Genomic DNA, 25334 nt, shown 5'->3' on the forward strand with positions numbered 1-25334 from the left:
CTCTGGTGCAGGAACCCATCTCGTCGCTGTCGCGCGAGTGGCTGCCGTTCTTTGTGCGCGGGGCGAGCGGTACGGAGGTCGTACAGATCGCTCTCACCGTCCCCGGAGTGGAACCAGTTGAAGGCGACTGGAACGACGCCGAATGGGACCCCGCTTCCATCACTCAGCGGGGCGCAGACGCGCGCATTCTCTTCGGCCCAGGCGGCACGGTCACACGGCCGGACGGCACCTACCAGGCGTGGGTTCGCGTGACCGCCCCGCCCCAACTGCCGGTGCTGCCCGCAGGACTGATCAACGTCATCTAAGGAGTTCTGATGGATCGTCCGACAACCGGGCGCATCGTCCGCTACCGCGGCCGACAGGGTCTGCAGGCGATCAGGGCAGCGATCGTGACCGCTGACGTGGACACCCTCGACCCGGAAGGAGTCCTGGTCGGCGCGGTCCCGCCGCTGGAATCACCGCTGCATGCGCACCTGTGGGTCTTCACCCCCGGCGCGCGAGGCGGGTTCCACGAGTACAACGTCCCGCCCGGCGACCTCCCAGGCACCTGGCACTGGCCCTCCTGACCGTCCCGGTGATCAACAACAGAAGAGTGAGGGCGTGAGATGCCGCTGCCGGTGCAGGACCAGGAGTGGCCGCCGCCGCACATCAAGCGTGAACTGCGGCTCTACCAGCAATGGGAGGCGTGGTACGCCGGAGATCCTGACCATCTGGCGCGCGTGTACGGCACGAATCAGGTCCACGGAATCGGCCTGGATCCGAAGGGCTGGGACCGCCCACAACCAGGGGTGACCGGGTTCATCAACCGCATGTCGCGCTGGTTCTGGGGTTCCCCGACGCCGGCCGGGCAGGTCCGGAACACGAAGCTGCACGTGCCGGTCGCGGGCGACATCAGCAGCACCTCGGCCGACCTGTTGTTCAGCGAACCTCCGACCCTGAGGGTGAAGGGGAAGAACGGGCAGAAGCGCCTCGACGCGCTCATGCACGAGGCGGGCATCTACGGGGCGCTGCTAGAGGCCGCGGAGGTCAGCTCAGCGTACGGTGGCGTGTTCCTCCGGGTCGGCTGGGACACTGAGATGTACGACCACCCGGTTCTGTCGGTGTTCCCGCCCGACTCCGCCGTCCCCGAGTTCCGATACGGAGCTCTGGCGGCAGTCACGTTTTGGAAGGTCCTCGCCGAGGACGACAAGTGCGTGATCCGGCATCTGGAACGGCACGAGAAGGGCCGCGTCTACCACGGCCTCTACGAGGGCACCAGCGACAAACTCGGCAAGCCGATCCCGCTGACAGAGCATCCCGAAACCGAGATCTACGCCGACAAGGTGGACGAGACCGGGGGGTTCGACACCTACTTCCCCCGCGGGCTGCTCACCAGCTACGTGCCCAACATGAGGCCCCACCGACTGATCAGGGGAACGGCGCTCGGACGCTCCGATTACCAGGGCGTTGAGCACCTGATGGACAGCCTCGACGAGGTGTGGACCTCGCTGATGCGCGACATCCGGCTCGGCAAGGGCAGGATTGTGGTCCCGGATCTGTTCCTGGAGAACCACGGCCGTGGCAAGGGCGCGAGCTGGGACCCGGACAAGGAGATCTACTCCGGCCTGGCGATGCTGCCGCCGCCCGGTGCTGCGCCGAACGCGATGCTGACGATCAGCCAGTTCGCGATCAGAGTGACCGAGCATGTTGAGTCCGCCAAAGCACTGATCGCCCAGATCTTGAGGGGCGCGGGCTACAGCGCGTCATCGTTCGGCGAGGCGGACGGCTCCGGCCGGCAGTTGACCGCGACGGAGATCCACAGCCGCGACCGCAAGTCCTTCTCGACCAGAGGCAGAAAGACGGGCTACTGGACGCCGCCTTTGCAGTGGCTCGCGGAGGCCCTGCTGTCGGTGGACCTCGGGGTGTGGGGCACAAAGGTCACGCCCGAGCGTGCCGAAGTGCACTGGCCAGACGGCGTCCTGCCGGACCCGGAAGCGTTGGGCCGCACGGTTGAGCTGTTCAATCGGGCCCAGGCGATCAGCCTGGAGTCCAAGGTGCGCCTCGTCCACCCCGAGTGGGACGACCACCAGGTCACGGCCGAGGTCAAGAGGCTGCGTGACGAACTCGGGCTGACCGTTCCCGACCCGGACAGGCTGGACGACGTCCTGATCCCGGATGCCGGCGGCGAGGACTGAGATGACCACCGCGGCGGCCGAGGCCCTGGGGCATCAGGACCTGGAGCAGATCGAGGCAGCTCTCGACCACGCCCGCGCCGTAGCAGCCGTCTACTACGACGCGGAACGGGAGCTGCTGCGTGTCGTCTCGGAGGCACTGGTCGCGCGGCTGGGCGAGCCAGAGTGGGAGGGCGTTCGCTTCGCCGAACTGCGGGAGCTACGCCGTCAGGCGGACCGAGTGGTGCGCCGCTTGGAGCGACTGTCGGACAAGCTCGTCACGACCGGCGTCGACGCGGCGTGGCGCCGAGGCGTGCAGCGCGCCATGACGGACCTGACGCATCTGGGGAACGCGAAGCGGATCGGCCAGGGCCAAGGCGTGATCGAGCTGGCCCGCCAGACCGTGGCACGCGTGCAGAGCGTCCACACGGGAGCCCTGCGTACTACGGAGGACGTGTTTTCCCAGGTGGTCGCCCAAGTTGCCGGGCGGGCGCTGACGGGCGCGGAGACCAGGGAACAGGCCACGCAACGTGCGCTCGACATGTTCGCGCGCAGGGGAATCACGGGGTTCACGGACTCGAAGGGCCGTCCGTGGTCGATGGGGTCGTACACGGAGATGGCCGTGCGTACCGCGATGTCGCGTGCTGCCGTGGACGGTCACCTGGCCACGCTGAAGGAGAACGGGGTCGATCTCGTCATCGTGAGCCGGCTCCCGTTCACCTGCCCGAGATGCGACTTCTGGGAAGGCAAGATCCTCACCCAGTCGGGGCGGATCGGGTGGCGGCAGGAACTCTCCTACGTCTCCGACGAGCAGGTTGACGTGCTCGTCGAAGGAACCGTAGAGCAGGCCCGCACAGCGGGCCTGCTGCACCCCGGGTGTGGGCACAACCTGCTCACATACCTGCCCGGCGCCACGAAGAGACCCGTGGTGCGTAAGCACCCAGCCGACTACGGCGACTCGCAGAAGATGCGGCGGATGGAGCGGGACCTTCGGGCCGCGAAGCGAGAGGCATCGGTCGCGCTGGAGAAGAAAGATCGTGACCGGGCCGAGCAGCGCGTCCAGACGCTGAACGACCAGATCCGCGAGCACGCCAAGGAGTCCGGTCTCCCGATCCGTCGCGACCGGCAGCGCGCCAAGGTGCTGCCGCGCAACCTGGAGAAGCGGCCGGACGAGGAGCTGGCGACGCTGCTCGGGCGGCATGCCGACGACGAAGCGACCGTCAACCGGATCACGCAGGTCCTGGAGCAGCGCGACGACGACCGGGAGCAGAAGCGAGCCGAGCAGGTGAGCGCGGCCGTGCGCGAACTGCCCGAGGACTTCGCCCAGGTCACCGACGAGCAGGTGCTTGAGCTCGTGGAGCGGTTCTCTGGCGCTGGTGATGATGTCGCGCTGGAGCGGTTGCTGACCGAGTTGGGCCGGCGCGAGCAGGACCCGAACTGGCGCTGGGATCTGGAGGAGACAGCCGAGGATCGTGCGTTCGCTGAGCTGCTCGACGATGGGGTGGATCCGCTGGAGGCGTACGCGATCGTGTACGGGCTGGACCCGAACTTGGTGCAGCGGGCGGACGCGCGGGCGCAGGCCGACCTGCAGCGCTTGCCGGGCGAGACCCTTGATCAGGTGGCCCGCAGGCTGTTCGATGAGTGGCTGGAAATGACCTTCATCGGGGCGGAGCGGTATACCCGCGGCGTCATGGTGAACGCGGAGGGCCGCAGGCGGGGCATTGACGGCCGATCACTTCTGTCCGGTCGTCAGGACATCGCCCACAAATATGCCTCTGACGAGCTGAAACGTTGGTGGGCTAACCACCCGCGAATGACCTTCACCCAGTTCCGCGCACAGCTTCTCGGCCGTGACAGCGACAAGAAGGCGGCGCGACGGACCAGGGAGAACCGCAGGTGACGCTCTCCGAACTTGATCACCGAGCAGCGGTGACGACGGCTCGGTGGGCGGCGCTCAACCGACGCCCAGTCACCGAATGCCCATACAACCCCGAGGGCGACGCCCGTAACCGGGCGCTCGCACTCCTGTGGGTGCGTATATATCGCAGGAACCGGCCAGCCGGGCGCTGACCAAGTTCCTGTCCGTTCCTGTAGGCCCGCCTGGCGCGGGCCTTAGTCATGTCCGGCTCCGGGAGGGCCAATGTCCGATCAGTCACTGCCGACGACGCCTGGCGCGATCATCGGCCACCGCAAAGACGGCCAGCCGATCCGCCTGATCGCGGGCGGCGCGCCCGAGGGCGAAGGAGGAGGCGAAGGCCAGCCGCAGGGCGAACCGCAGAGCGGTGGTCCTGAGGCCGGGGTCACGCCACCCGCCTCGCAACAGGGAACGACGCCGGACCCGCTCGCCGCCGCTCGGCAGCGAGACGACCAGGTCAACCCGGACGCCATCAAGGTGGAGCAACTCCCTCCGTGGGCTCAGAAGCTCATCAAGGAGACCAGAGATGAGGCGGCTGGCTTCCGCAACCAGCTCCGCGACGCGCAGAAGGCCGCCGACGAAGCCGCCCGCGCGAAGGGGCCATCCGCTGAGGAGATCACACAGCAGGTCCAATCCGACCTGGCCCAGCAGATCGGCAAGGCTCTGGGGCTCCTCGGTGAGGAGCAGAAGCAGCTCACGCCAGAGCAGATCATCGAGCAGCTCACGGGTGAGCGGGACACGACCGCGAAGGAGAGAGACGAGGAGAAGGACCGGCACCGCCGCGCACTGATGGAGCTGGCCGTGCACCGCCAGGGCCAGAAGCTCGGCGCCGATCCCGATGCCTTGCTCGATTCCCGTTCCTTCCTCAAGAAGGCCCGTGACCTCGACATCGACGCGCAGGACTTCACGACGAAGCTCGGCGAGATGATCGAGCTCGCGATCACGGAAAACCCCAAGTTCAAGAGCGGTCCCCAGGCGGGGCCGCCCTCTCGCTCGGGAGGGGAGTTCGCCGGCGGGCCTGGCGGGCGCAGTCCTTCGTCCGAGCCGTCCATCGACGACTTCCGCAAGCAGCGACAGGTGAAGAAGTCGTCTTAACGCTGGCCAGCACTACCGCTGGCGAGCTCTGATTAGAGAAGGCCCGAAATGGCTAACACGTTTCTGACGCCGAGCATCATCGCACGGCAGGCTCTTGCCAATCTTTACGAGACGACCGTCATGTCGCAGCTCGTTTACCGGGATTACGAAGAGGAATTCGTGTCGCGGATCGGCGACACGATTACGATCAGGAAGCCCGCCAAGTTCGAGGCCAAGAACTTCGACAGGGCGACCGGAATCGAGATTCAGAACGCAACCGAGGGTTCGATCCCGATCACTCTCGACCGTTTCGCCGACGTCAGTTTCGCTGTGACTAGCGAGGAACTCACGCTCGATATCATCGATTTCAACCAGCAGCTCCTCGCCCCGGCGACCGAGGCTATCGCGCAGAAAATCGACAGGGATATTCTGTCGCTTCGCAGCGATGTCGTGCAGAAGGTCGGCCTCAACACCGACCCGAACGAGAAGTTCCGCTACGCCAATCCCCGCGTGGCCATCGCTGGCCGAAGAGTCCTCAACCAGGCAAATGTTCCCGCGACCGACCGGTACATCGTGGTTGGCCCCGAGCAGGAAGCGCTCTGGCTCTCGGATGAGCTGTTTCACAGGGCGGATGCTCGTGGCGATACCGAGGGCCTTCGCGAAGCGAATCTGGGAAGGCGAGTCTTCGGCTTCGATAGCTATCAGACGCAAAATATCAAGGAGCCGGAATTCCTGCCTACTGACCCGCAGGGAGCGACGCTCCCGGACCACGAGATCGGCGTCGCATTTCACAGGACGGCATTTGCTCTCGTCACCAGACCCCTCGTTCTCCCGCAGGGAGCGGCGACCGCGCACGTCGAATCCTATAAGGGATTTGGATTGCGTGTGGTTATGGATTACGACATTTCCAAGAAGCAAGATGTCGTGTCCATTGACACGTTGTACGGGGTCAAAACTCTCGACCCCAACCGCGCTGTGGTCATCACCTCCGGCATCACGAAGGCGAAGCCTTAAGGATGGCCAAAATGTGGGTCTACCACAACGCGAACACCGGGCAGACGGTGGAACTGCCGGAGCGAGACGCGATCCTGGACTGCTGGCCGAACTGGACGATCACGTCCCGGCCAGCAGCGCCGGCACCCCCCACCGCACCGTCCTCGTCGGAGCCTGCCGCGCAGGCTCCGGCCGGCCCTGCTCAGGACCTCCCGCCCGGTCCGCCGCCCGAGAGCGCGAGCAAGGCCATTTGGGTCATCTACGCGGTGTCGCGCGGCATGGCGGAGAAGGACGCCAAGGCGTTGAGCAAGGCCGCCCTCGTCGAGGAGTTCGGCCAGGAGGAGGAGAACGATGGCTAGGGAAAACCTCCCGATCACCGACATGGGCCGCGCCGGCGTGAACCTCAACGGTGCCCTCACGGCGGCCGTGGCAGATGGGCACGCGTTCGGCTACTCGTCCCGGCGACAGATCCGGCTCGTGAACGCTGGTGCTTCCGCCCGGACGGTGACCGTCGTGATGCCGGGCCAGGTGGACGGCAAGGAACTGCCGGACCAGCCGTACCCGCTGGCGGCTGGCGACGACCTGCTCGTGCCGCCGTTCCCGCCGATCTACCGCCGTGCGGAGGACGACACGGTGTGGATCAACTACGACAATTCCGCAGACGTCCAGGTCTCGGTGTACGAGCTGCCCGCCTGATGGCCAGCGATACCGCTGGCGAATAGCGAGAGGAGGCCCGTGGTGGTGGTGTACGCAACGGCCGACGACTACGCGGCCTACACCGACAAGTCCGCCCCGGCCGGTATCGATGCCGTGCTGAGGCGGGCTTCAGAGCGCATCGACGAACTGCTCATCGGCGCGGTCTACAGCACCGACGACAACGAGATGCCGACCGACCCGAAGGAGAAGGACGCGATCACGCGCGCCACGTGCGCGCAGGCCGCATGGTCACTGGCGCTCGGTGATCCGTACGGCGTGGCGTCGGCGTTCAAGGACGTGCAGATCGGCTCGGTCCGGTTGGGCGGGCGGAACACCGAAGGCGGCCCACCGCGTCACGCGCCGGACGCCGCCCGGATCTTGCACGTCGCCGGGTTGCTGCCCGGGTACGCGTTCGACACGACGGCCTGGTGACGCATGCTTCCTGACTGGCTGCTCAGGCATCAGGCCCAGATCGAGCCGTTTCTTGGTGATGGCGCGTACGGGCCGCTCTACGGCCCGCCAGTGACGGAGCAGTGCCTCGTCGATGATGAGCGGCGGCTCGTCAGGGACGCCCAGGGCGCCGAGACGGTTTCCGACACGACGATCTTCTTCCGCCCTGGGGTCCAGTGCCCCGAAGGGTCGCGGGTGACCGTCAACGGCCGAGTCACCACTGTCATCGCCAGCTACTCCCGCGACGGCGGCGGTCTGCCGACCCCTGATCACGTTGAGGTGGTGTGCCGCTGATGGCCAAGGCCAACGCTCGAATCAAGGTGGATGTGCGACTCGACCTCAAGATGGGGCCGGAAATCATCGAGCACGAGCTGAACGAGGCCGCAGCTCGCGGTGTGTATCTGGCGTCGGAGCACGTCCTGACCGAGGCGGCCCCCCGTACGCCGTGGCGTACCGGAGACCTGCAGAGGTCCGGCGACCCGCGTGAGCGGCCGGGCTCGATCGCCGTTGACGCGGGCAAGCTCAAGGCGGCTCTTGGCTATGACATCGCCTACGCCGCCCGGCAGCACGAAGAGACCACGTGGGAGCACCCCATCCAGGGTGAGCCGAAGTGGCTGGAGAAGACGCTCCGAGCCGAGGCCGACACCGTCCACAAGATCATCGGTACGCAGATCGAGAGGGCGTTGCGCGGATGAGTGCCGAGACCTTCTCCCGCGACCTGCTCACCGGCCTGTCGGTGCTGCTGGCCGAGGCTGGCGTCGGCGATTGGGACCCGGTGGGCGCCTACACCGCGTCCCAGCGGGCCATCACGCTCGGAGGTCTGCCAAGCAAGCCGGACGAGGCCATCTCGTTGGCCATCTACGGCACCGGGACCGGCGGCGATGACCCCGAGCAGTCGGATTCGACGGTGCTGGTGCAGGCCCGGATGCGGACGGCGTCGGACCCGCGCATCGTCGGCGACTATGCCGATCACGTATTCGCGACGCTGCACGGCCGGTCGAATCTAACGCTGTCCACGGGCGTGGTCGTGCTGCTGATCCAGCGGACGATCGTGGCCGCGCTGGGCCGTGACTCCTCCGGCCGGTGGGAGCGGCCGGACAGCTACGAGCTGATGGTGGTCTGGCCGACGCCGCACCGCGACTAGTTCAGCGCAGTGAAACCAGTATTGCCACGATCGCGAGAAACGCGCTGACTATGGCAGCGATTTCGGCGAGAACCGTTAATGCCCTGGGCCTATCCCCGATCCTCCTGCTGCCACTTGGCACGCTCGGGCTGCTCCGTCGCGGCCGTAAGAGTCGGGCGACAATCCAGACAATCAGCGTCAATGCGCCCGTATAAAGGAGCGCTACAAAAATCACGCTAATGGTCAAGACCTTAACCTCTCTGCAAGTTCAAGCTCAGCCAAGATAGCGCGATGGATTGTCCCGCCGCTACGTGCGGGAACCGCTACACCCAAACAACCTCGAATGGCCTTCTAGCCATACCCAGATGCAGGAGGTTGGAAGTACATGAGTAACCCCTAAGCCGGCGACCCCTTAGCTCTCTTCCCTTTTCCTTTCGCGCCGTCCCGCAGCAGCGGGGCGGCGCTTTCGCATGCACTGAAGGAGAGACGATCATGCGAAGCCTTCTCGCACGTGACTGGCGGCTGGACGTGGACACGTCCGCGCCGAGCGCAGCCGACCCGATCTGGACCCCGGTGAAGGGCCTCACGAAGTTCGAGCGCAACTCGGATGACAACACCGAGGAAGACGGCGACTTCGACGACGAGGAGGGCTACGGCAGCTCCGTCGTTACCGGGCGGACGTGGCAGATCGAGGCTGAGGGCCGCCGCAAGCGCACCGACGACCCCGTATTCACGCCGGACCCCGGGCAGGAGAAGATCCGCAGGGCCTCGCAGATCGTCGGCTTCAACGCCAATATCCGCGTCAGGTGGTTCCGTCGAGATGGAGCGCCCGACGCCTACCAGGGCGTTTGCACGGTGACCGAGTACACCGAGGGCGGCGAGACCACGGACCTGGAGCCCTTCAGCTTCACTCTGCTCGGCCAGGGCGCCCCGGAGGAGATCGACAACCCGCTGGTGACGCCCTGATGGCGGCGGCATTCAAGGACCTCGACGAGTTCTTCGACCCCACCCTGAAGCTGCCGGTCAGCGGGAAGACGTACGTCGTCCCGCCGCCGTCAGCCGAGGTGGGCCTGCTGTGCCAGCGACTCATGCAGGCCAGCATCGCCGCACAGGCGGGGCAGGCGGTGGACGAGGACGGCCTGAACGAGCTGGCCCAGCTCGTCCTGGACGACGAGCAGGAGAAGGACCTCTACCAGACCATCCTGGGCACGGTCTGGGACGAGCTGCTCGCCGACAAGGTGTCGTGGCCAGCGATCCAGCACGTTGGGCAGACAGCGCTGATCTGGGTCGCGGCCGGCCTGGAGGCTGCGGCCAAGCACTGGGAGTCAGGCCCAGAGGGGGAAGCGGAAGCCCCGACGACGGAAGCTACGGCGGCGAAATCGACCCGACCTCGGGGCTCCGCGACTGGTACGAAGACGACGGCCTCTCGACGCACGGCCGCCGGGTCACGTGGCAAGACCTCCTGACCAGGTGGGGGCTCGTCGAGGCAGATCTCCACAGCGAATACGCGATTGACCTCGACGAGCCCCACCTCCTCCAGCGCCGGTCGTGGCGGTGGTTGCAGGCCCGCGTCGTGGGCCTGCTGACCGCTGACACGCGGATCGCGCGGGCGCTGGACCCAGGCGATGACTCTGCTGTCCGCCGCAAACGGCGGTAATCCGCCAGCGGTACCGCTGGTGGCAGCCGCTTCCTCGCCCTGCACTTGATCGCGACTCCCGGGAGGTGGCTCATGGGTCTCAACGTGGGCGAACTCTTCGCCACGATCTCTGTCCGGAACCGGTCGCGGCCAGCGATCAAGCAGTTCAACAAGGATCTCGACGAGGCAGCCAAGAAGTCCCACTCCAGCCTGGGATCGGTCGCGTCGAACGCGGCCGCGATGAGCGCCCGTCTGACCGCGATGGCGCTGGCCGGCTCGGTCGCCGCTGGCGGGCTTGCGGCTGCAGCTCAGGGCGGCATCGCGTTCGTGGCCGCGCTCGCTCCCGCAGCGGGCATCGTCGCGGCTCTGCCCGGCGCGCTCGCGCTCGGCGTGGGGGCCTTGTCCACTCTGAAGATCGCGCTTTCGGGCGTGAGCGAGGCTTTCTCGGCCGCGCTCAGCGATGACCCGGAGAAGTTCGCCGAGTCGATCGCAGGACTGTCACCTGCGGCTCGGTCCGCAGCGATGGAACTGCGGGCGGCCAAGCCGGCGGTCGACGCACTCAAGTCGTCGGTCCAAGATGCGTTCTTCCAGCCGCTGGCCGGCCACATCACCGCCGTGGCGGCGGCCCTGGCCGGACCCCTGCGGTCGGGCATGTCGGGGGTGGCGCGTGAGTTCGGTCTCGGCGCGGCGGAGGTGGCGCGGTTCGCCGCGTCAGCGGCTAGCACGTCGGCCGTGACGTCGATCTTCGGTTCGCTGCGATCAGCGGTCGCGGCCGTCCAGCCCGCGATTCAGCCTCTGCTGGCGGGGCTGCGTGACATCGCGGTCGTGGGCGCGTCCTTCGCATCGGGGCTTGCCGCTGGCATCGGCAGCGCGGCACAGCGCTTCGGCGAGTTCCTGTCGAACGCCGCGGAGTCCGGCAAGGCGCTGGCTTGGATGCAAGGTGCTCTGGACGTCTTCCGACAGCTCGGGCAGGTCGGCGGCGACGTGATCGGGATCGTCAAGTCGATCTTCGCCGCGATGTCCACAGGCGGGTCGAACGTTCTCGGCGTGGTCGGTCAGATCCTGGATCAGCTCAACGCGTTCCTTGCGAGCGCCGAGGGTCAGCAGATCTTGGTGACGATCTTCCAGAGCCTGAGCCAGGTCGGCGGCGCTTTGATGCCGATCTTCAAGGCGCTGGGTAGCGCGTTGGCGCTGATCGCGCCACACATCGCCAAGATCGCGGTTGCGCTGGGTCCTGGCCTTGCCGCCGCAGTGTCCGCGCTCGGTCCGGCTCTGGCCGCGCTGGGGCCGGGACTGACCGTGGTCGCGGAGATGCTCGCGAAGGCGTTCGCGAGCCCGGAGCTCCAGGCCGGGCTGCTCGCGCTCGGTCAAGGACTGTCGGCCGCCCTGACCGGACTTGCTCCACTGCTACCAGTCGTAGCGCAGCTCGCCGGAATCGTGGGCCAGGTCCTCGGGATCGCCCTTCAGAACCTTTCGGCCGTGCTCGGCCCGGTGATCACGGCCCTAGCTGACGCGCTGCAACCTGCGCTCGCGTCCGTTTCGTCCGCTCTCGCCCAGCTTGGGCCGCTCATGCAGCCGATCTACGCCTCCTTCGGTCAGATCGCGGGCGCAGTCCTGCAGCAGCTTCTTCCGCCGCTCTTGAATCTGATCCCGAGCTTGCTCGATGGACTAGTTCCTGCCTTTGCATCCCTAGCTGAGGCCATGCTTCCTGTTCTCCCGATTTTGACCGATTTGGCGGTCATGGCTATTCAGCAGGTCCTCCCCGCCGTGATCCCGCTGATCCCGATGCTGACCAAGGTCGGGGTCGGGTTTGCCCTATTCGGAGCCAAGGTCGCCGAGGTCGTCGCCAAGATCAAGCCGATGATCGAAAAGGGCGTCGCAGTCTTCCAATGGATGTACAACGTCTTGATCGGCCACAGCATCATCCCGGATATGGTCAACGGCATCGGCACGTGGATCGGCACGAAGTTGATCGGCTGGTTCACCGCGCTGCCAGGCCGGATCAAGTCCTCGGTATCGAACCTGGGTTCTATAATGCTCGGCATCGGCAAGGACATCGTGAACGGCGCCTGGCAAGGCATCCAATCCATGGCGTCGTCCTTCTACAACAACGTCCGCTCCTTCTTCTCCAACATCGTCAAAAACGTGAAGTCCACCCTCGGAATCAACAGCCCAAGCAAGGTCTTCGCGTGGATCGGCAGGATGCTCCCCGCTGGCATGGCCAAGGGCATCACGGCGGGCGCGGGCATGGTCACCTCGTCGCTGCGGAAGGTCTCCGCCATGGCGGCCAGCACAGCGATGCCGAACCTGTCGCCGGGGATCGATGTCCCGAACGGCCTCTCCGGAGGGTCGGCCAGCGCGCGGACGGTCATCCACCAAACCAACTACTACCCGCAGGCCGAACCGACATCGACATCCGTCAACCGCGGGCTCCAGCTTGCGGGCGCCCTGGGGGTGATCTGACATGCCGTCGTACACGCTGGACGGCGTCGCGCTTGATCACCCCGCAGGCTGCTGGCGTCTCAAGCGGGGCACGCAGCGCCGCCCGATTCCCGGCGCCCGAGCGGTACGCGTCTCGGTCACCGGCCGCGCCGGCGAGCTGCCGATCGTCGGTCTCGATCACGAGGCGACGTCGTTCTCGTTGACGTTCGCGGTGACGGGGGCGACCCCGGCCGGGACGGACGGCGGGTATCCGCAGATGGAGACCAATCTCGAAGCGTTGACCGCGCTTCTCGGGGTCCGCAACCGGCTCATGAGCCTTCGCTACCAGGCAGGGCCCATCGTGCGGGTCGCGGACGTGACCGTCACGGCGGCGTCGGATCCGGAGATCATCGTCGGTGCGGCCCGCGCCCGGCTGACGGTGGTGGTCGAGGTTCCGAGCGTGTACTGGCGAGACGAGACGATCTCCACCTGGGCGGGATCGGCGAACGCCTCCGACCAGGTGGTGACCACGCTCGCCAGAAGCACCGCGCCAATCACCGACGCGCTGATCCGAATCACCGGGCCCGCGACGAACATCACTGTCAGGGACGTGGCCAGCGGGGGCAGCATCGGCCTGCTCACATCGGGCTCGAACTCGCTGACGGCCGGCCAGCGACTCCTTATCGACGCGGCCGCGATGCGGGCAGCGCTGGTCACCACGGACACCTGGGACTTCTCGACGGGTACGGACAAGACAGGCGTGATCAGCGTGTTCGGGCCCGGTTCGGCATCGCGGTGGCTCCACCTGACTCCGGCGATGGCCGTAGGTGACCCGTTCTCGCGCGCTGTGCTGCTCTCGTGCACCGCGACCGGAACCGCTGCGGAATCCATAGTCGAAGTCAGGGCACGGCGTGCCTACCTGTAGGCAATGCTGGCGTTGCCTTTGCGTGTGGCAATACCTCGGCCTTCCACACCGCGATCGCTTCTTCGTCCGCTCGGCCGCCTGCCGGGCGGGCACCTGAACCGCCTGGTCGTTTGGTGCAACAGCCGCCGGACCCCTCCACCGTGTAGCCGATACGTACAGTAGCGAAGCAGTCCGATCAGCGTCTTTGATCCGGCTCAGTGTCCAGTACTGGTTGCCGATGACACCGTGCGTGAGCGGCCTGCGCCTAAGCTCCGTAAATGACAATTTGGTGGAGAATCTTTACCTTATCGGTAATTCCCAGTGAGCGGCGACAGTTGACCTTGCCAGTGTTGTCTTCTTCTCTGCGCAGAATATCTAGCGCCACAGGGTCAAGGGACGCTAGGACCAGCTGAAGTCGCTCACCCTTGCGCTGTGAACCGCCAATAAATATATGCCCAGACCATTCAACGTTTTCGCCCGCCCAGCTCCCCCCTTTGGGGGATATGTCCAGGTCACCAGCGTAGAAGCATTTTACGTCGGGCACATATAGGAAAAGCCATAGACTATGGCCCTCCTCTATGCCGCTCACAGTACCTCGCGCCAGGATGCTATCCCGCGGGACGTCAATGGAGCCCTCTCGGGGATAAACGAACATACCATGAGGCGTTGACGGTTGTGGCTGGTGTTCTTGAATCCAGTACATTACCCCAGACGCTGCACAGAGGATACACACGACTACGGCTGTAACAATGAATAGCGGCTTTTTCTGTAGGTTAACGTAATTAGCCAACGGACCGGCCAGCACATTCAGGAGCGCTCCGAGCACCACCACGACCGGAACCAAGATTAGGGGGACCACCCAATCTCTCACCTCACGATGTTCTCACGAAGGAGCGAGAGGCTGCCAGCGACACAACTTTCGGGAATGAAGGGAGGTCTTGATCTTCTCACAAGATCTCTCTTGGGCGTTTGCCAGCTCGAAGGAGACGAGTCTGACGAGCAGATCCGGGGAGTCGTGAGAAGCACCTTAACTCGCGGAGATATGTATCCCATGAGAGGCATCACGCTACGCACGCTGGTCAAGCCGCCACGAGCACGACTAGCAGCGATGGCCCTGCGTAAAGCGATAGCCGAGGAGGCACTGTGCCTTTCGACCTGCGGCTCGTCGCCTTCGACCCGAACGGCAACCGGCGCGGCCTGCTCACTCACCCACTGCACGTCCAAGCCGCGTTCCCCTTCAACGACATCCCATCGCTGAAGTTCAGCTACAGCATGCACGCGCCCGGCGCCGACCTCATTGCGACGTCGTGCGAGATCGCCTTGCAGTGGTCCTCAGACGGCAACACGTGGTTCGAGTTCCCCGAAGGCCGGTTTCTGTTAATACAGCGGCAAGGCGACCAGATCGACCAGTCCGGGCTATGGCAGTTCGACTGCCCCGGCTACCTGTGGACGTTGCAGAAGGCCGTCACGTACGCCAGCAGTTCGATTGAGCCCACGAACGGCAACCGCGTGTTCAGCGCGGCGGCTACGTCCGGATTCATCATGCAAACCCTGCTGGGCGAAGCGCAGACCCGCGGCGCACTCTCGGGGCTGACGTGGACGTTCAACGCGTCCTCCGATTCCTCGGGAGCCCAGTGGGGCAACCCCATGGCGATGGGCGTACCGCTCGGCACGGACCTGCTTGCGGTCCTGCTGCGGCTCGTCTCCTACGGGCTGCTCGACTTCCGGATGACAGGCGCGCGCCAGCTCTCCGCATGGAATCCCAGCACGGGCGCACTGCGCGACCTCTCCATCGGCAACACCCCGGTCACCCTGCGCGCCGGCCGTGACGTGACCGCCGCACCGGACCTCGTCACTTTGGAGGACATGGCGTCGGCCGCGTACGTCGTGGGGGACAACAACATCCGGCAGGAGGCGGTGAACGTCGGCGCGTCGCTGCCTTGGGGGCGATGGGAGACAGGCGTCCGTGAGGTCGGTATCACCTCGACGACGTCGGCGAACAACATCGGCACGGTGACGGTGCTGCGCGGGGCGCAGCAGAGCGTGCAACGAACCCGCGAGATCACCATGTACCAGGCGCGGCACCTGCCTCTGCGTGACTATCGGGCGGGCGACATGGTTCTTGCTCCAGGAGACGGCGGGGAACCGAAGCCGATGCGCGTGCGCCAGGTCACTCTCACTAGGTCGGCCGGTGGAGTCGTCGCCGGGAACCTGATCTTGGCGGATCGGCGGGAGGACTACCAGTTGCGGATGGCGCGGCAGATCGCCGCTCTGTCCGCCCGGCCCTGATGACGGGGGAGCAGTGCAGGTCATCATCCCTGGACAAGCGCAGCGGTACGCGCTGCGTCTGGCAGCGTACGAGCCCAACGGAAGCCGGCTCGGCACGCTTCCGCACCACTTGGGCTTCGAGGTCGGCATGCCTCTCAACGACGTGCCGAGCTTGAAGCTGACCTATCCAGCCGCAGGCGTGGGCGCTGAGTGGCTGGAGACGCCAGCGGAAATCGCGGTCGAGTACGCGATCGACGGCGGCCAGTGGCAGGAACCTGACGGGGGCCGGTTCCTGCGAATCAAGCGCGGCGCCGACACGTCCGACCTCAGCGGTACACGCACGTACGAGTGCCCAGCCTGGTCGTGGCAGCTCCGCAAGCTGATCATGTACGCAGGTCCGATCATGGCGGACGGCAAGAGGCCCTTCTCGGCGGTGACCGCGGGTGCGATTCTGCGGACGCTCATCGATGAGGGCCGAGACCGAGGCACGCTCACGCACCTGGTTACGGAGTTCTCCACGACGCACGACAGCGCGGGCGAACCGTGGAATGACGACAAGCTGCTCACCCTGGAGTTGGAGCCGGGCGTCGATCTGCTCACGTTGTTGATCAACCTGAGCGAGCAGGGCGTCATTGACTGGACGATGAGCGGCCGGGAGTTGTGCGTCTACAACGAGGGCACGGTGCTCGGGCACGACCTGGCCAGCGATGGCGCACCGGTGGACCTGAGGTTCGGCCGTGACATCGATGAGGCGCCCGACAGCGCAACCCTGGAGGACATCGCGTCGGCGATCCTCGTCCGGGGTGAGCAGGGGTTGATGGTCGAGGTGACCAACCCTGACGCGTACACCCCGTGGGGCCGATGGGAGACCAGTCAGAGCCAAGGCGGCGTGTCCGACCAGGGAACGGCGATCCTCCTCGGGAACAACGCGCTGCAGCGCGCCTCGCGAGAGCGTGCGCAGCTCACCCGCGGGATCCGATTCGAGGTCGCGCGGTGGCTGCCGTTCGAGCACTTCCGGCCGGGCGATCACGTGCTCGCGCCCGGTCCTGGCGGCCAGATGACGTCGCTACGGCTGCGGCAGATCACGCTCGCGGTGGATAAGGACGGCATGCCATCCGGCAACGTGACCTTGAATGATCGCTTTCTGGAGCGCGAGCTCAAGCTCGCGCGCCAGGCGGCTGGCATCCTCGCGGGAGGCGTCGGCTCCGGTGGCGACGGGGGCGAGCCTGCACCCGAGCAGCCGGGCGGCCGAGTGGCGACGAAGCCTCTCGGCCTGCTCATTGACGACGCCGCGTACGTGGATGAGTACGGGTACGCGCGAGGGCAGATCACTGCGACATGGTCACCCGTCACCCAGGACGTGAACGGCGTCGCCATCGACCCGGACGCCTACGAGCTGTACGCCCGCGTCAACCAGGCGACAGAGCCATGGCGGCTGATCGCCAGCAGCGACGACACCGCAGCGACGTACTCGCCGCTGGTGGTGGCCACGACGTACGCCTTCAAGGTGCGTGCGGTCGCACAGGGCACCAAGGGCGTGTTCAGCGATCCCGTGGTGGCGCTGATCGAGGACGACACGACCCCACCTCCGGTGCCGAGCACGCCAGCGCTCACCACGCGGCTGGGCGTGATCGAGGTCGGCTGGGACGGCCTAGGCCAAAATGGCGGCGGCATGTCGTCGGACTTCGAGTTGGTGCGCGTCCACATGGCGGCAGCCGAGGATGGCCCGTTCGAGGTGGTGGATCACCTGCGCGCGGCCGGTGCGGCGCTGGTGGTCGACCAGCCGTACAACACGCCGCGGTGGTTCCGCCTTACCAGCGTGGACCGGCGCGGGAACGAGTCCGCCCCGTCGAGCTTGGCGAGCATCGCGACGAAGCCGCTAGTGGACATGGACGTGATCGGAGAAGTGATCTCCGGTGCGAACATCGTGGACGGCACCATTACCGCCAGCGACAAGATCGTGGCCAACACCATCACCGGCGCGCTGATTCAGGCCCTCGCGATCCAGGCAGGGCACGTCCAGGCCAACGCGATCACAGCCGACAAGATCGCGGCTGGGTCCGTGAACGCAGCCGCGCTGACCGCTGACGCGATCACCGGCAAGACCATAACCGGCAGCCTGTTCCGCACAGCGGCGGCCGGGCGGCGCATCGTGCTCGACCCGACCACCTTGGACATGCGGTTCTATCCCAACAGCGGCAGCAACTTCTCCCGCCTGTGGACCAGCGACCAGGACTTCGCCGGCGAGGCCACGTTCCGCCTCACGAGCGGCACGAACCCGGCCCTGACAGCGCAGACATACTTCACGCTGGCGGCGGGCTGGACGAAGCTGCAGGTTCTGAGCCCGACCAGCTCTGACCCCAACGGCGGGTTCCTGGAGTCGGCCGAAAGCTACTCGCGCATCGGCTATGACAACGACACCAGCGACAACCAGTACATGTGGTTCGACGGCAGCGGAAGGACCACCCACTACGGCAAGTGGTGGGACAGCGCGTTCGCGGCGAACACCTGGGGTGTCCACAGCGGAAGCCGGATCGCCAGCGACGGCTGGACCGGGATCGTCATCAGCTACGGCCCCAGCATGCAGGGAAACATGGGGCCCGTCGCCGTGATCAGGGACGGCGCGATGATCAGCAACCCCAGCCTCGACCCGAACTTCTACTGGTGCATCGAGGCGTCCACCCAGACCTCGTTCACCATCTCCTGGTCTGCGGGCGGCAGCGTGCGCTCCGGCAAGGCGATCTATTGGTGGTCATTCCGACATGATGGGAACGCGTAATGGGGCAGATCTGGACCGTCTGGGACGCCGAGCTGGGCTACAGCCCACTGCATTTCGTCAAGCAGGACCCGGCACGCACCAATCCTCAGGGCGCCGAACCTCTGTGGGGCGTGGCCAACGTCCGGCCAGACGGCGGCCGCATCCTGCACACGTTCCCCCACTCCACGCTGGAGTGGCGCGCGGCCGAGTACGGCATCGACCCGGAGGACTTCGACACCCTCCTGGACATCATCCTGCATGAACCGTACCTGCCGAATGAGGATGACCCGCTGGCGCATATTGACCCGGCCACGTACAAGCTGCTCGCCACGATACGGGGGCTACCATCCTGCTGGACGCCCGGAGTGCCGGACGCCGACCGGCTGCAGGCGGAGCTGACCCGGATCCAGGCTGTCAAGCAATACCGCGTCCGGTTCGAGAATGCGCCTTCCGCTGATCGGCAGGCGGCGCTCGTCTACGTCGGCTCCGACCGGGTTGCGCCGCCGCATCCGCTGGATCCGATCCGCGCGGCCAAGCTGGACCCGATCCGGGTCGAGTCTCGGCGCATGGCGGTGGAGTGGCAACGCCAGACCGGCCAGAAGCCCGACTTCTTCGCCAAGCCGGCCACGGCATTCATGGGCATGCAGCCGACAGGCGGTGCCGGGTGAGCGAGGACATCCCCAACCTGGCGCTCGCGTTGTCGGAACTGCGACGCTCGCTGGAGGTCGGCCTGGAGAAGGTGGGTGGCACAACCGCGCTCATCTTGCAGCGCCTGGACCAGGTGGACGATCGCCACGCCGAGCTGGTGCATCGCGTCGAGCAGGACCGGGCCGTAGCTGACGTTCGCCACGCTGCGCTGGAGACTCGACTGGACGCCGTCGAGCGAGAGGCCGTGACACGCACGCAGCTCGCCGACCGGACCAAGCAGATCATTGCCGTCGTCAGCGTGCTGGTCACGGTGGCCAGCGCCGTGATCGCCTTGATCGCGCTGACCCGAGGCTGACGCTCTACTGCTTGGCCTGGCTTCGGTCGTGGGCCGCCTGAATCCGCTTGGCCCCGCCCGACGTGGCCATGTCGCTGTCGGGGTGGAGCGAGGCGTACCGCATCACCCGCGCCTTGGCTTGGGCTGAGGGGGCAGCACTTTGCTTCTCCCGGCTGCCGCCGCCTCCGCTTTTCTTCGTCATGAGATGAGTATCTCCCCACCTACTGCCGCCAGAAAGGTGCGTGTTTCCTTGCTGGCGATGCCAGTCGCGGACTGCGTGCTTGTTGTTCCCGACCTGCTCCCCATGCGCCTGACCAGCGCGGATATGAAGATGACCGTGGCCGACTGGCTGGCTCTCAACACCTTCGAAAAGGAGGACGTGATGCCCGACGGCGAACTGCCGCCGCGTCCGTTCATGGACGCCGATGTGACCGGGTTCGACCCCGACCAGTCCTGGCTGCCGCAGGCGCCAGGGTCGGTTGTGGAGGACGAGAACCCAGAGGAGGAGGTGGAAGGTGGCGAAGTCGCCTGAGGATCGGCTGCTCGATGTGATCCGTGGCCAGCTCGGCTACACCGAGGCCGGGAGCGGCTGGACGAAGTTCGGCGCGTGGTGGGCCGAACGGCACAACAAGCCGGACTCATGGGCCTACGAGCCGTGGTGCGACATGTTCCTGGCCTGGGCCTCGAACAAGGCGGGCCTGATCTCCGTCGTCGGCGATCACGCCTGGACGGTCGGGCACGCCAACTGGTTCAAGGCCCGCGACCGCTGGGGGCGAACCCCGCGCAAGGGGGCCCTGGTCTTCTTCGACTGGGCCGGCTCGAAGTCGATCCCGGCGATCGACCACGTCGGCATCGTCGAGGCCGTCCGCGCGAACGGCACCGTGGTCACGATCGAGGGCAACACGACCAATCAGGTCAAGCGCCGCGAACGCTCGATGAGTGTGATCGCTGGCTTCGGCTACCCGGCGTACTCCGGTAAGCCCGCGCCCAAGCCTGAGGTGACCTGGACGGAGGAAATCGTGAAGACCCTGCCCCTACTCAAGCGCGGCGCCCGCGGCTACGACGTCAAGACGCTGTTCTACCTGCTCCATGCCCGTGGCTACGGCCTCGGCGGCGGCATCGACGACACCGTGTTGGGCGAGCCGCTGGAGGACGCGCTGCGTGCTTTCCAGAAGGCGGCCGGACTCAAGGTGGACGGCCAGTGCGGCCCCAAAACGTGGCCGAAGCTGCTGCGGGTGGCATGATCGCGACTTAGAACCTGGTTGTGTTGTCTATCATTGCGCCTTTGCGGATCTCTTCCGGTGTTATACCCCTGACGTTTCTCAGGTCCGCGCCTCTCAGATCCGGGAGCTTGTTTCCGCCGTCCAGTTCCACGCCGGTCAGGTTCGCGGCTTTTAGGTCCGCGTTGGTCAGGTCCGCGCCCGCGAGCTTCGCGCCGGTCAGGTTCGCGCCGAACAGGTCCGCGTCGGTCAGGTTCGCGCGGGTCAGGTTCGCGTCGGTCAGGTTCGCGCTGAACAGGTTCGCGCCGGTCAGGTTCGCGCCAGTCAGGTCCGCGCCATTCAGGTACACGTCTTGCCAGTCTGAAAATTCGAAGTGAGCGGCAATTAAAGGCGGTGACTCGGTCACGCCGATCCAAGGGAGGGCACCGAGAACCCTAAGCGCAGTTCCCACATCAGCTCCTGGCTTCCAACGATCGTCTTCCTTGCTCGTGATGGGGCGATCATGTTCCAGGATGAACGCCACAGCGATCTGCCGGATCGTTTCGGCGTCGGACGGAGAGTCTTTGGCGATCCGCTCCAGTGCGTACAGACCGCCGATACGCACCTCAACTGACTTGTCTGAGCCAATCTGCTCGACGGCCTTGGTGTACCGGTCGGTGATCTGCTGCTGCTGGGTAGTCCGGAGCGTTTCCTGCCCCGTCTCCCACGTTTTGGCTGTGTAGACGAGACCGCCCGCGGTGAAGATCAGGCCGAAGAGTACGCCGAGCGAGGTGAGGTGCTGCCAAGGCCGCTGCCGTCGCGCGTCGTGCAACTCTTGCCGTTTCTCCACGGGCAAGGCGTCCAGCTCTGCTTGCGTCGGTGGAGTGACCCGTGGCTGGTGGTCTCGTAGCCATCGTCGTCCGGCTACACGTGATGGCGGTGACGCTGCTGGCTGCGGGATTGGTCGGGCAAGGTTCCTGAAGGTTCTCATCACACGCTGGGGACGTGCCGAAGTCTGTGGGCTGCTGGTCGACTTCGGCCCAGGAGGCGGCAGCCGAACAGTGGATTCCTCAGGGGCGGTCACGTTCGGGACGGTAACCGAAGCGTTGATGATCTGGCTACGAGTTGTGAGCCAGCACGTCGGTTGAGCTGATCCCACACGTCTGTAAGTGCTGGCCCTGCCGAGGTGACGGGGCCTTTCGCATGTCTAACAACTTTTGGAGGAAATCATGCATGGAGACCCCGTAACCTACAGCAAGCCGGTCGAGCGGAAGGTGACGGCCGCGACTGCCGGCTCGTACCTGGGCCTGGTAGCGGTCCTGGCTGTACTGCAGACGATCAACGCCGACCTCGACCTCATCAACTTCCTGCCGGACTGGCTGGAGTCGCTGACAATTCCGCTTCTCCCCGGCCTCATCACGTGGGTGTCCGGCTACAAGGCCAAGCACACCGCACGGCCCGACCTGCCGCCCGATCAGCGGTAGCGTGCACCTGGAACAGACCACGGCCCCATCCGACTCCTTCGGGAGTTGGATGGGGCCTTTTGTCTTTCTTGATCCAGGGACGACACCCACTTCTGCACCGCCTCAGGAGTGGAACGCGGGCTCTCGTCAGGCTTCGGCAAGTGGGCTGTCACTGGACCGGTAGTGCCTGATCGGCCTCCCAGCATGATTACTTAGCGTCAATGATCGCTACTTAGAGCGACGTACGCCACCTGGAGGATCCATGGCATTCCCCCCGCACGGCGCACTCTCCGCCACGCTCCTGATCGCGGCAGCCATGAGCCTGCCTCTGGCCCGCACGCCCGCCCACGCCGAAACGGTACTCCTGCACGACGCCGTCGCCAGCCTGTCCACCGACACCGAAAGCCGCGCCGGCTACCGGCGCTCCAGCTTCCGGCACTGGGTCGACGCGGACCGAGACTCCTGCAATACCCGCGGCGAGGTCCTCATCGACGAGGCCACCAGTCCGCCCCAGATCAGCACCAAATGTGCCCTCACCGGCGGTCGATGGCACTCGTACTATGATGACGTCACAGTCGAACAAGCATCCGAATTGGATGTTGATCATGTCGTCCCACTGGCCGAAGCCTGGGACTCCGGAGCCTCAACCTGGACCGCCACCCAACGCCAGGCATACGCCAACGACCTGATCCACCCCGACCACCTCGTCGCCGTCACCGCCCGCTCTAACAGGCAGAAGGCCGACCAAGATCCATCCCAGTGGCTACCGATCGAGCCTGTTCGCTGCCGATACATTGCCGAGTGGACCGCAATCAAGACCCGGTGGGAGCTCACCGTCGACGCCGCCGAGAAGGACACCCTGACCTCGATCGCGGCAACCTGCCCCAACGTTCCACTGGAGATCGCTCCGCTGCCATAGCAGGGCTAACCGGGCGATCCGTCGGCGAAGGCGGCGGTGTGAATGATTCGCCACCGGTACACCTGGTCATCTCGGTTGACGTCGATGAGGGTGGCCCTCGTGAGGGTGACCGGGATGACCTCGTCGTAGCGAGCGATCACCTCTCGAATGGGCGCCAGCGCCCGCCCGCTGACGTTCGAGTAGGCGAGGCTTACATGCGGTCTGTACCCCTCGGCGTCCTCCGGCACGCGGTCCGGTCCCCACACATCGGCGATGCCCTCGCGGATCGCCCGACGTACTCCATCGACCGGCCCCACAGGGCGGACCGGCAAATTGACGCCCTCAGCATCCGCCACCAGCGGCCCCACGGTCGCGGCGACGGGCTGGACAACGGCCAGGCGGCGCTCCACGGCCGCAGCAACGGCCGCCACCTCCGCCTCAGCCACTTCGTCGGAGAAGCCGACGCCCTGCATCGTCATGTGCAGCCACTGGAACGGGATCGCGCCGAGCGCGCCCGTCGCTTCAAGCTCCGGCTGGACTCGGGCAGCGAACTTGTGGATCGCTTCCTGATCGTCAACGAGGATGTGCCACGTGTAGAACGAGCGGCCCGTGCGCCACCCTGGCCGCCACCACCAATGATCACGGGTCTCGGTGTCGCTACCTTCCAAGTGCCTGCCTCCCTGCTTGCGGAACCGTCGCCGCCTGAAACGCGCCGATGGCGTCGCTGATCCTTCTGCCGTGCCCGCTGTTGCGCAAGGCCGGCTGCATCCTGGCGGCGACGTCAGAGAGCTGAATGAGAAGCGGCGCCGGCCGCGCCTCCGTGGGAGTATCGAGCACCGGGAGCAGCGCCTCCTCGGCCACTTCAAGTTCTCCCAGGTCGATGCTGGCTCGAACCACGTGCAGGCGAGTCATGCGCTCAGTGCCGAGATTACGGTCCCCGGTAGAACTTGCCTGTGAGACGGACACGGAACGTCTCGCCATTTCCCGGGCCGCGGCCGGTTCCCCGAGCACAAGGTAGGCGTCTGCCCAGTAGCTCAAGGCGCGTTCGGGCGCGCAGCTCAGAGGGCCGCCCGGGTAGTCGTGTTCCTCCCCGTCAGGAGTGAGGTTGTGGGCGGTTTGGAGCAGCGCGCGAGCTTCGTCCATTCGGCCGAGCCGGGCGTAGTCGAGGGCGAGGGTGCTCGTCAGCATCACCTCGATTTCGCCGCCGACTCTCATCGCGTAGAGCAGGCCGTGCTCAGCGTGCCGCATGGCTTCCTCACGCCGGTTTGCCCAGTACGCGACCACCTGCCGGGTCTTGCACACCCACGCCCGCAGACCATCGTGACCTGCCTGCTGCGCGAAGTACCAGGCCGTCTTGGCATGCTCGGCAGTCGCGTCCACGCGGCCCATGTCGGTGCTGGCCCAGGCGAGGAACGTCATCGCCCAGCCGGCGATCAGGTAGAGATCCCGCCGGTTGTTCAGGGGCTGATGCCCCTCCAGCAGCCGAAGCGCCTCGTCCCGCACCCGTCGCACCTTGGCTAGCAGCGGCCCCGTAGGCGCTTTGAGGTAGCCGTAGGCGGCGCTGCGCAGCTGGGAGTGGAGCCGCTCCAGGGTGTCGGAACCCACGTTGCTGTGCTCCGCTCGGTTGAGGATGTGGGAGGACTCACGAGCGTAGAGGGACAGTTGCTCCTGAGGGTCAAGCGGCCGTTGATCGCGCGTGAGCGACAGCGATGGGTGCGACACCTCCGCTGTCCCAGGGTAGGCGGGCGTCTCGGCGCCGATCGGCTTGTGCAGGGTGTGGTTCTCGTCCAGATGGCGGTAGTCGATGCGATCGATTTCCGCCCGTTCCTGCTGCGGGTAGAGCGCGTACTCGGCCGGAGTCAGGAGGGCACGCGCAGTGGCCTGGTACACCCGCGCCAGGGCATACAGGGCGGCCACGCTCGGGCGGCGGCCCTGCACAGGCCAGTTCTCGAACTGGTAGATGCGGGCCTTGACCATGGTGGCGTCGCCGGCGTCGAGAGCGTTCCAGCGGTCGGCCACCTCCTGGTGGCTAAGGTTGTGCGCCCACCGGTAGGCGATCCGCGGGGATACTCCCGGATAGTCCGTTTCCCATACGGCGGCGATGTGCTCCCATGAAAGCCCCCGCGCTCGCAAATGGTGGGAGCGGATGGCGCGCTGTTGCCTTTTCGGCGGTGCGGTCATTGGCTGAACCTCGGGGTTGGAAGCCTCGACGCCTCAGAGGCTACGCCTCGTTCCCCGCTCGGGGGAGCTGAATTGCGGGGAGCTAACTTTCGCGGGCTGTTGCCGGGTCAACGCCCAGGTCAACGCCTGGATGAGGCGCTAACCATATTGGCTCTCTCGCCAGCTTCCGGCGGGGCGTTTACTGACCTCAGCCCTGACAGCGCTCTGCAGGGGCGGTCTCTGC

Annotated in this window: 28 protein-coding genes; 24 read left to right on the forward strand and 4 right to left on the reverse strand. The window is 66.1% G+C overall.

Annotated features, from left to right (window positions below; genetic code table 11):
• Positions 1–5: 5 nt before the first annotated feature.
• From V5E28_RS39475 to V5E28_RS39570, 20 genes are all read left to right on the forward strand, one after another.
• Positions 6–305 (forward strand): hypothetical protein, encoded by a 300-nt coding sequence (locus V5E28_RS39475; RefSeq protein WP_336214810.1) that lies wholly within the window; start codon positions 6–8, stop codon positions 303–305.
• A gap of 9 nt (positions 306–314) precedes the next feature.
• On the forward strand, positions 315–566 hold the full coding sequence (locus V5E28_RS39480) for a hypothetical protein (RefSeq protein ID WP_336214812.1): 252 nt from the start codon (positions 315–317) through the stop codon (positions 564–566).
• 39 nt (positions 567–605) lie between these two features.
• A complete protein-coding gene (locus tag V5E28_RS39485) occupies positions 606–2174 on the forward strand; it encodes a phage portal protein (RefSeq protein WP_336214813.1) in 1569 nt (522 codons plus the stop codon).
• 1 nt (position 2175) lies between these two features.
• Positions 2176–4050, forward strand: a complete 1875-nt coding sequence (locus V5E28_RS39490; RefSeq protein WP_336214815.1) for a phage minor capsid protein — start codon at positions 2176–2178, stop codon at positions 4048–4050.
• Positions 4051–4290: 240 nt separating this feature from the next.
• Positions 4291–5160, forward strand: a complete 870-nt coding sequence (locus tag V5E28_RS39495; RefSeq protein ID WP_336214817.1) for a hypothetical protein — start codon at positions 4291–4293, stop codon at positions 5158–5160.
• 48 nt (positions 5161–5208) lie between these two features.
• Entirely contained in the window at positions 5209–6153 is a 945-nt protein-coding gene (locus tag V5E28_RS39500; protein WP_336214819.1) for a P22 phage major capsid protein family protein, read from the forward strand.
• A gap of 11 nt (positions 6154–6164) precedes the next feature.
• On the forward strand, positions 6165–6491 hold the full coding sequence (locus V5E28_RS39505; RefSeq protein ID WP_336214821.1) for a hypothetical protein: 327 nt from the start codon (positions 6165–6167) through the stop codon (positions 6489–6491).
• Complete coding sequence (locus V5E28_RS39510) at positions 6484–6828, forward strand: hypothetical protein (protein WP_336214822.1); 345 nt, start codon at positions 6484–6486, stop codon at positions 6826–6828. The genes V5E28_RS39505 and V5E28_RS39510 overlap by 8 nt, the downstream gene beginning before the upstream one ends.
• 42 nt (positions 6829–6870) lie before the next feature.
• A complete protein-coding gene (locus tag V5E28_RS39515; RefSeq protein WP_336214824.1) occupies positions 6871–7260 on the forward strand; it encodes a hypothetical protein in 390 nt (129 codons plus the stop codon).
• Positions 7261–7263: 3 nt separating this feature from the next.
• The gene (locus tag V5E28_RS39520) at positions 7264–7572 is read left to right on the forward strand and encodes a hypothetical protein (RefSeq protein WP_336214826.1); all 309 of its coding nucleotides are present in this window, start codon (positions 7264–7266) and stop codon (positions 7570–7572) included.
• A complete protein-coding gene (locus V5E28_RS39525; RefSeq protein ID WP_336214828.1) occupies positions 7572–7973 on the forward strand; it encodes a hypothetical protein in 402 nt (133 codons plus the stop codon). Before V5E28_RS39520 ends, V5E28_RS39525 begins: the two co-directional genes overlap by 1 nt.
• Positions 7970–8422, forward strand: coding sequence for a minor capsid protein (locus V5E28_RS39530; RefSeq protein ID WP_336214830.1), 453 nt, complete (start codon positions 7970–7972; stop codon positions 8420–8422). The genes V5E28_RS39525 and V5E28_RS39530 overlap by 4 nt, the downstream gene beginning before the upstream one ends.
• A 471-nt stretch (positions 8423–8893) precedes the next feature.
• Positions 8894–9367: a phage tail tube protein gene (locus tag V5E28_RS39535; protein WP_336214832.1), complete on the forward strand. Its 474-nt coding sequence runs from the start codon at positions 8894–8896 to the stop codon at positions 9365–9367.
• The gene (locus tag V5E28_RS39540; protein WP_336214833.1) at positions 9367–9867 is read left to right on the forward strand and encodes a DUF7426 family protein; all 501 of its coding nucleotides are present in this window, start codon (positions 9367–9369) and stop codon (positions 9865–9867) included. The genes V5E28_RS39535 and V5E28_RS39540 overlap by 1 nt, the downstream gene beginning before the upstream one ends.
• Before the next feature lie 263 nt (positions 9868–10130).
• Positions 10131–12500 (forward strand): phage tail protein, encoded by a 2370-nt coding sequence (locus tag V5E28_RS39545; protein WP_336214834.1) that lies wholly within the window; start codon positions 10131–10133, stop codon positions 12498–12500.
• Position 12501: 1 nt separating this feature from the next.
• A complete protein-coding gene (locus tag V5E28_RS39550) occupies positions 12502–13383 on the forward strand; it encodes a hypothetical protein (protein ID WP_336214835.1) in 882 nt (293 codons plus the stop codon).
• 1122 nt (positions 13384–14505) lie between these two features.
• Positions 14506–15651: a hypothetical protein gene (locus V5E28_RS39555; protein WP_336214836.1), complete on the forward strand. Its 1146-nt coding sequence runs from the start codon at positions 14506–14508 to the stop codon at positions 15649–15651.
• Between the two features lie 13 nt (positions 15652–15664).
• The gene (locus V5E28_RS39560; RefSeq protein ID WP_336214837.1) at positions 15665–18409 is read left to right on the forward strand and encodes a hypothetical protein; all 2745 of its coding nucleotides are present in this window, start codon (positions 15665–15667) and stop codon (positions 18407–18409) included.
• Complete coding sequence (locus V5E28_RS39565; RefSeq protein ID WP_336214839.1) at positions 18409–19056, forward strand: hypothetical protein; 648 nt, start codon at positions 18409–18411, stop codon at positions 19054–19056. Before V5E28_RS39560 ends, V5E28_RS39565 begins: the two co-directional genes overlap by 1 nt.
• On the forward strand, positions 19053–19391 hold the full coding sequence (locus V5E28_RS39570; RefSeq protein ID WP_336214840.1) for a hypothetical protein: 339 nt from the start codon (positions 19053–19055) through the stop codon (positions 19389–19391). The genes V5E28_RS39565 and V5E28_RS39570 overlap by 4 nt, the downstream gene beginning before the upstream one ends.
• Positions 19392–19395: 4 nt before the next feature.
• On the opposite strand, the gene V5E28_RS39575 is transcribed toward V5E28_RS39570, so the two are convergent.
• Positions 19396–19572: a hypothetical protein gene (locus V5E28_RS39575; protein WP_336214842.1), complete on the reverse strand. Its 177-nt coding sequence runs from the start codon at positions 19570–19572 to the stop codon at positions 19396–19398.
• Between the two features lie 48 nt (positions 19573–19620).
• Here V5E28_RS39575 and V5E28_RS39580 point away from each other — a divergent pair, with 48 nt between their 5' ends.
• Complete coding sequence (locus V5E28_RS39580) at positions 19621–19902, forward strand: hypothetical protein (RefSeq protein ID WP_336214844.1); 282 nt, start codon at positions 19621–19623, stop codon at positions 19900–19902.
• Positions 19886–20614, forward strand: coding sequence for a CHAP domain-containing protein (locus V5E28_RS39585; protein ID WP_336214845.1), 729 nt, complete (start codon positions 19886–19888; stop codon positions 20612–20614). The genes V5E28_RS39580 and V5E28_RS39585 overlap by 17 nt, the downstream gene beginning before the upstream one ends.
• 7 nt (positions 20615–20621) lie before the next feature.
• On the opposite strand, the gene V5E28_RS39590 is transcribed toward V5E28_RS39585, so the two are convergent.
• Complete coding sequence (locus tag V5E28_RS39590) at positions 20622–21419, reverse strand: pentapeptide repeat-containing protein (protein ID WP_336214889.1); 798 nt, start codon at positions 21417–21419, stop codon at positions 20622–20624.
• Positions 21420–21798: 379 nt separating this feature from the next.
• Between V5E28_RS39590 and V5E28_RS39595 the strand changes: the two genes are divergently transcribed.
• Both V5E28_RS39595 and V5E28_RS39600 read left to right on the forward strand, forming a co-directional pair.
• The gene (locus V5E28_RS39595; protein ID WP_336214847.1) at positions 21799–22053 is read left to right on the forward strand and encodes a hypothetical protein; all 255 of its coding nucleotides are present in this window, start codon (positions 21799–21801) and stop codon (positions 22051–22053) included.
• Positions 22054–22294: 241 nt separating this feature from the next.
• Entirely contained in the window at positions 22295–22951 is a 657-nt protein-coding gene (locus V5E28_RS39600) for an HNH endonuclease family protein (RefSeq protein WP_336214849.1), read from the forward strand.
• Positions 22952–22956: 5 nt separating this feature from the next.
• On the opposite strand, the gene V5E28_RS39605 is transcribed toward V5E28_RS39600, so the two are convergent.
• On the reverse strand, positions 22957–23598 hold the full coding sequence (locus V5E28_RS39605) for a 2'-5' RNA ligase family protein (RefSeq protein WP_336214850.1): 642 nt from the start codon (positions 23596–23598) through the stop codon (positions 22957–22959).
• Entirely contained in the window at positions 23588–25111 is a 1524-nt protein-coding gene (locus V5E28_RS39610; RefSeq protein WP_336214851.1) for a hypothetical protein, read from the reverse strand. The genes V5E28_RS39605 and V5E28_RS39610 overlap by 11 nt, the downstream gene beginning before the upstream one ends.
• Positions 25112–25334 lie beyond the last annotated feature (223 nt).

The organism is Nonomuraea sp. LPB2021202275-12-8 (assembly GCF_037044575.1).
Classification (GTDB): domain Bacteria; phylum Actinomycetota; class Actinomycetes; order Streptosporangiales; family Streptosporangiaceae; genus Nonomuraea.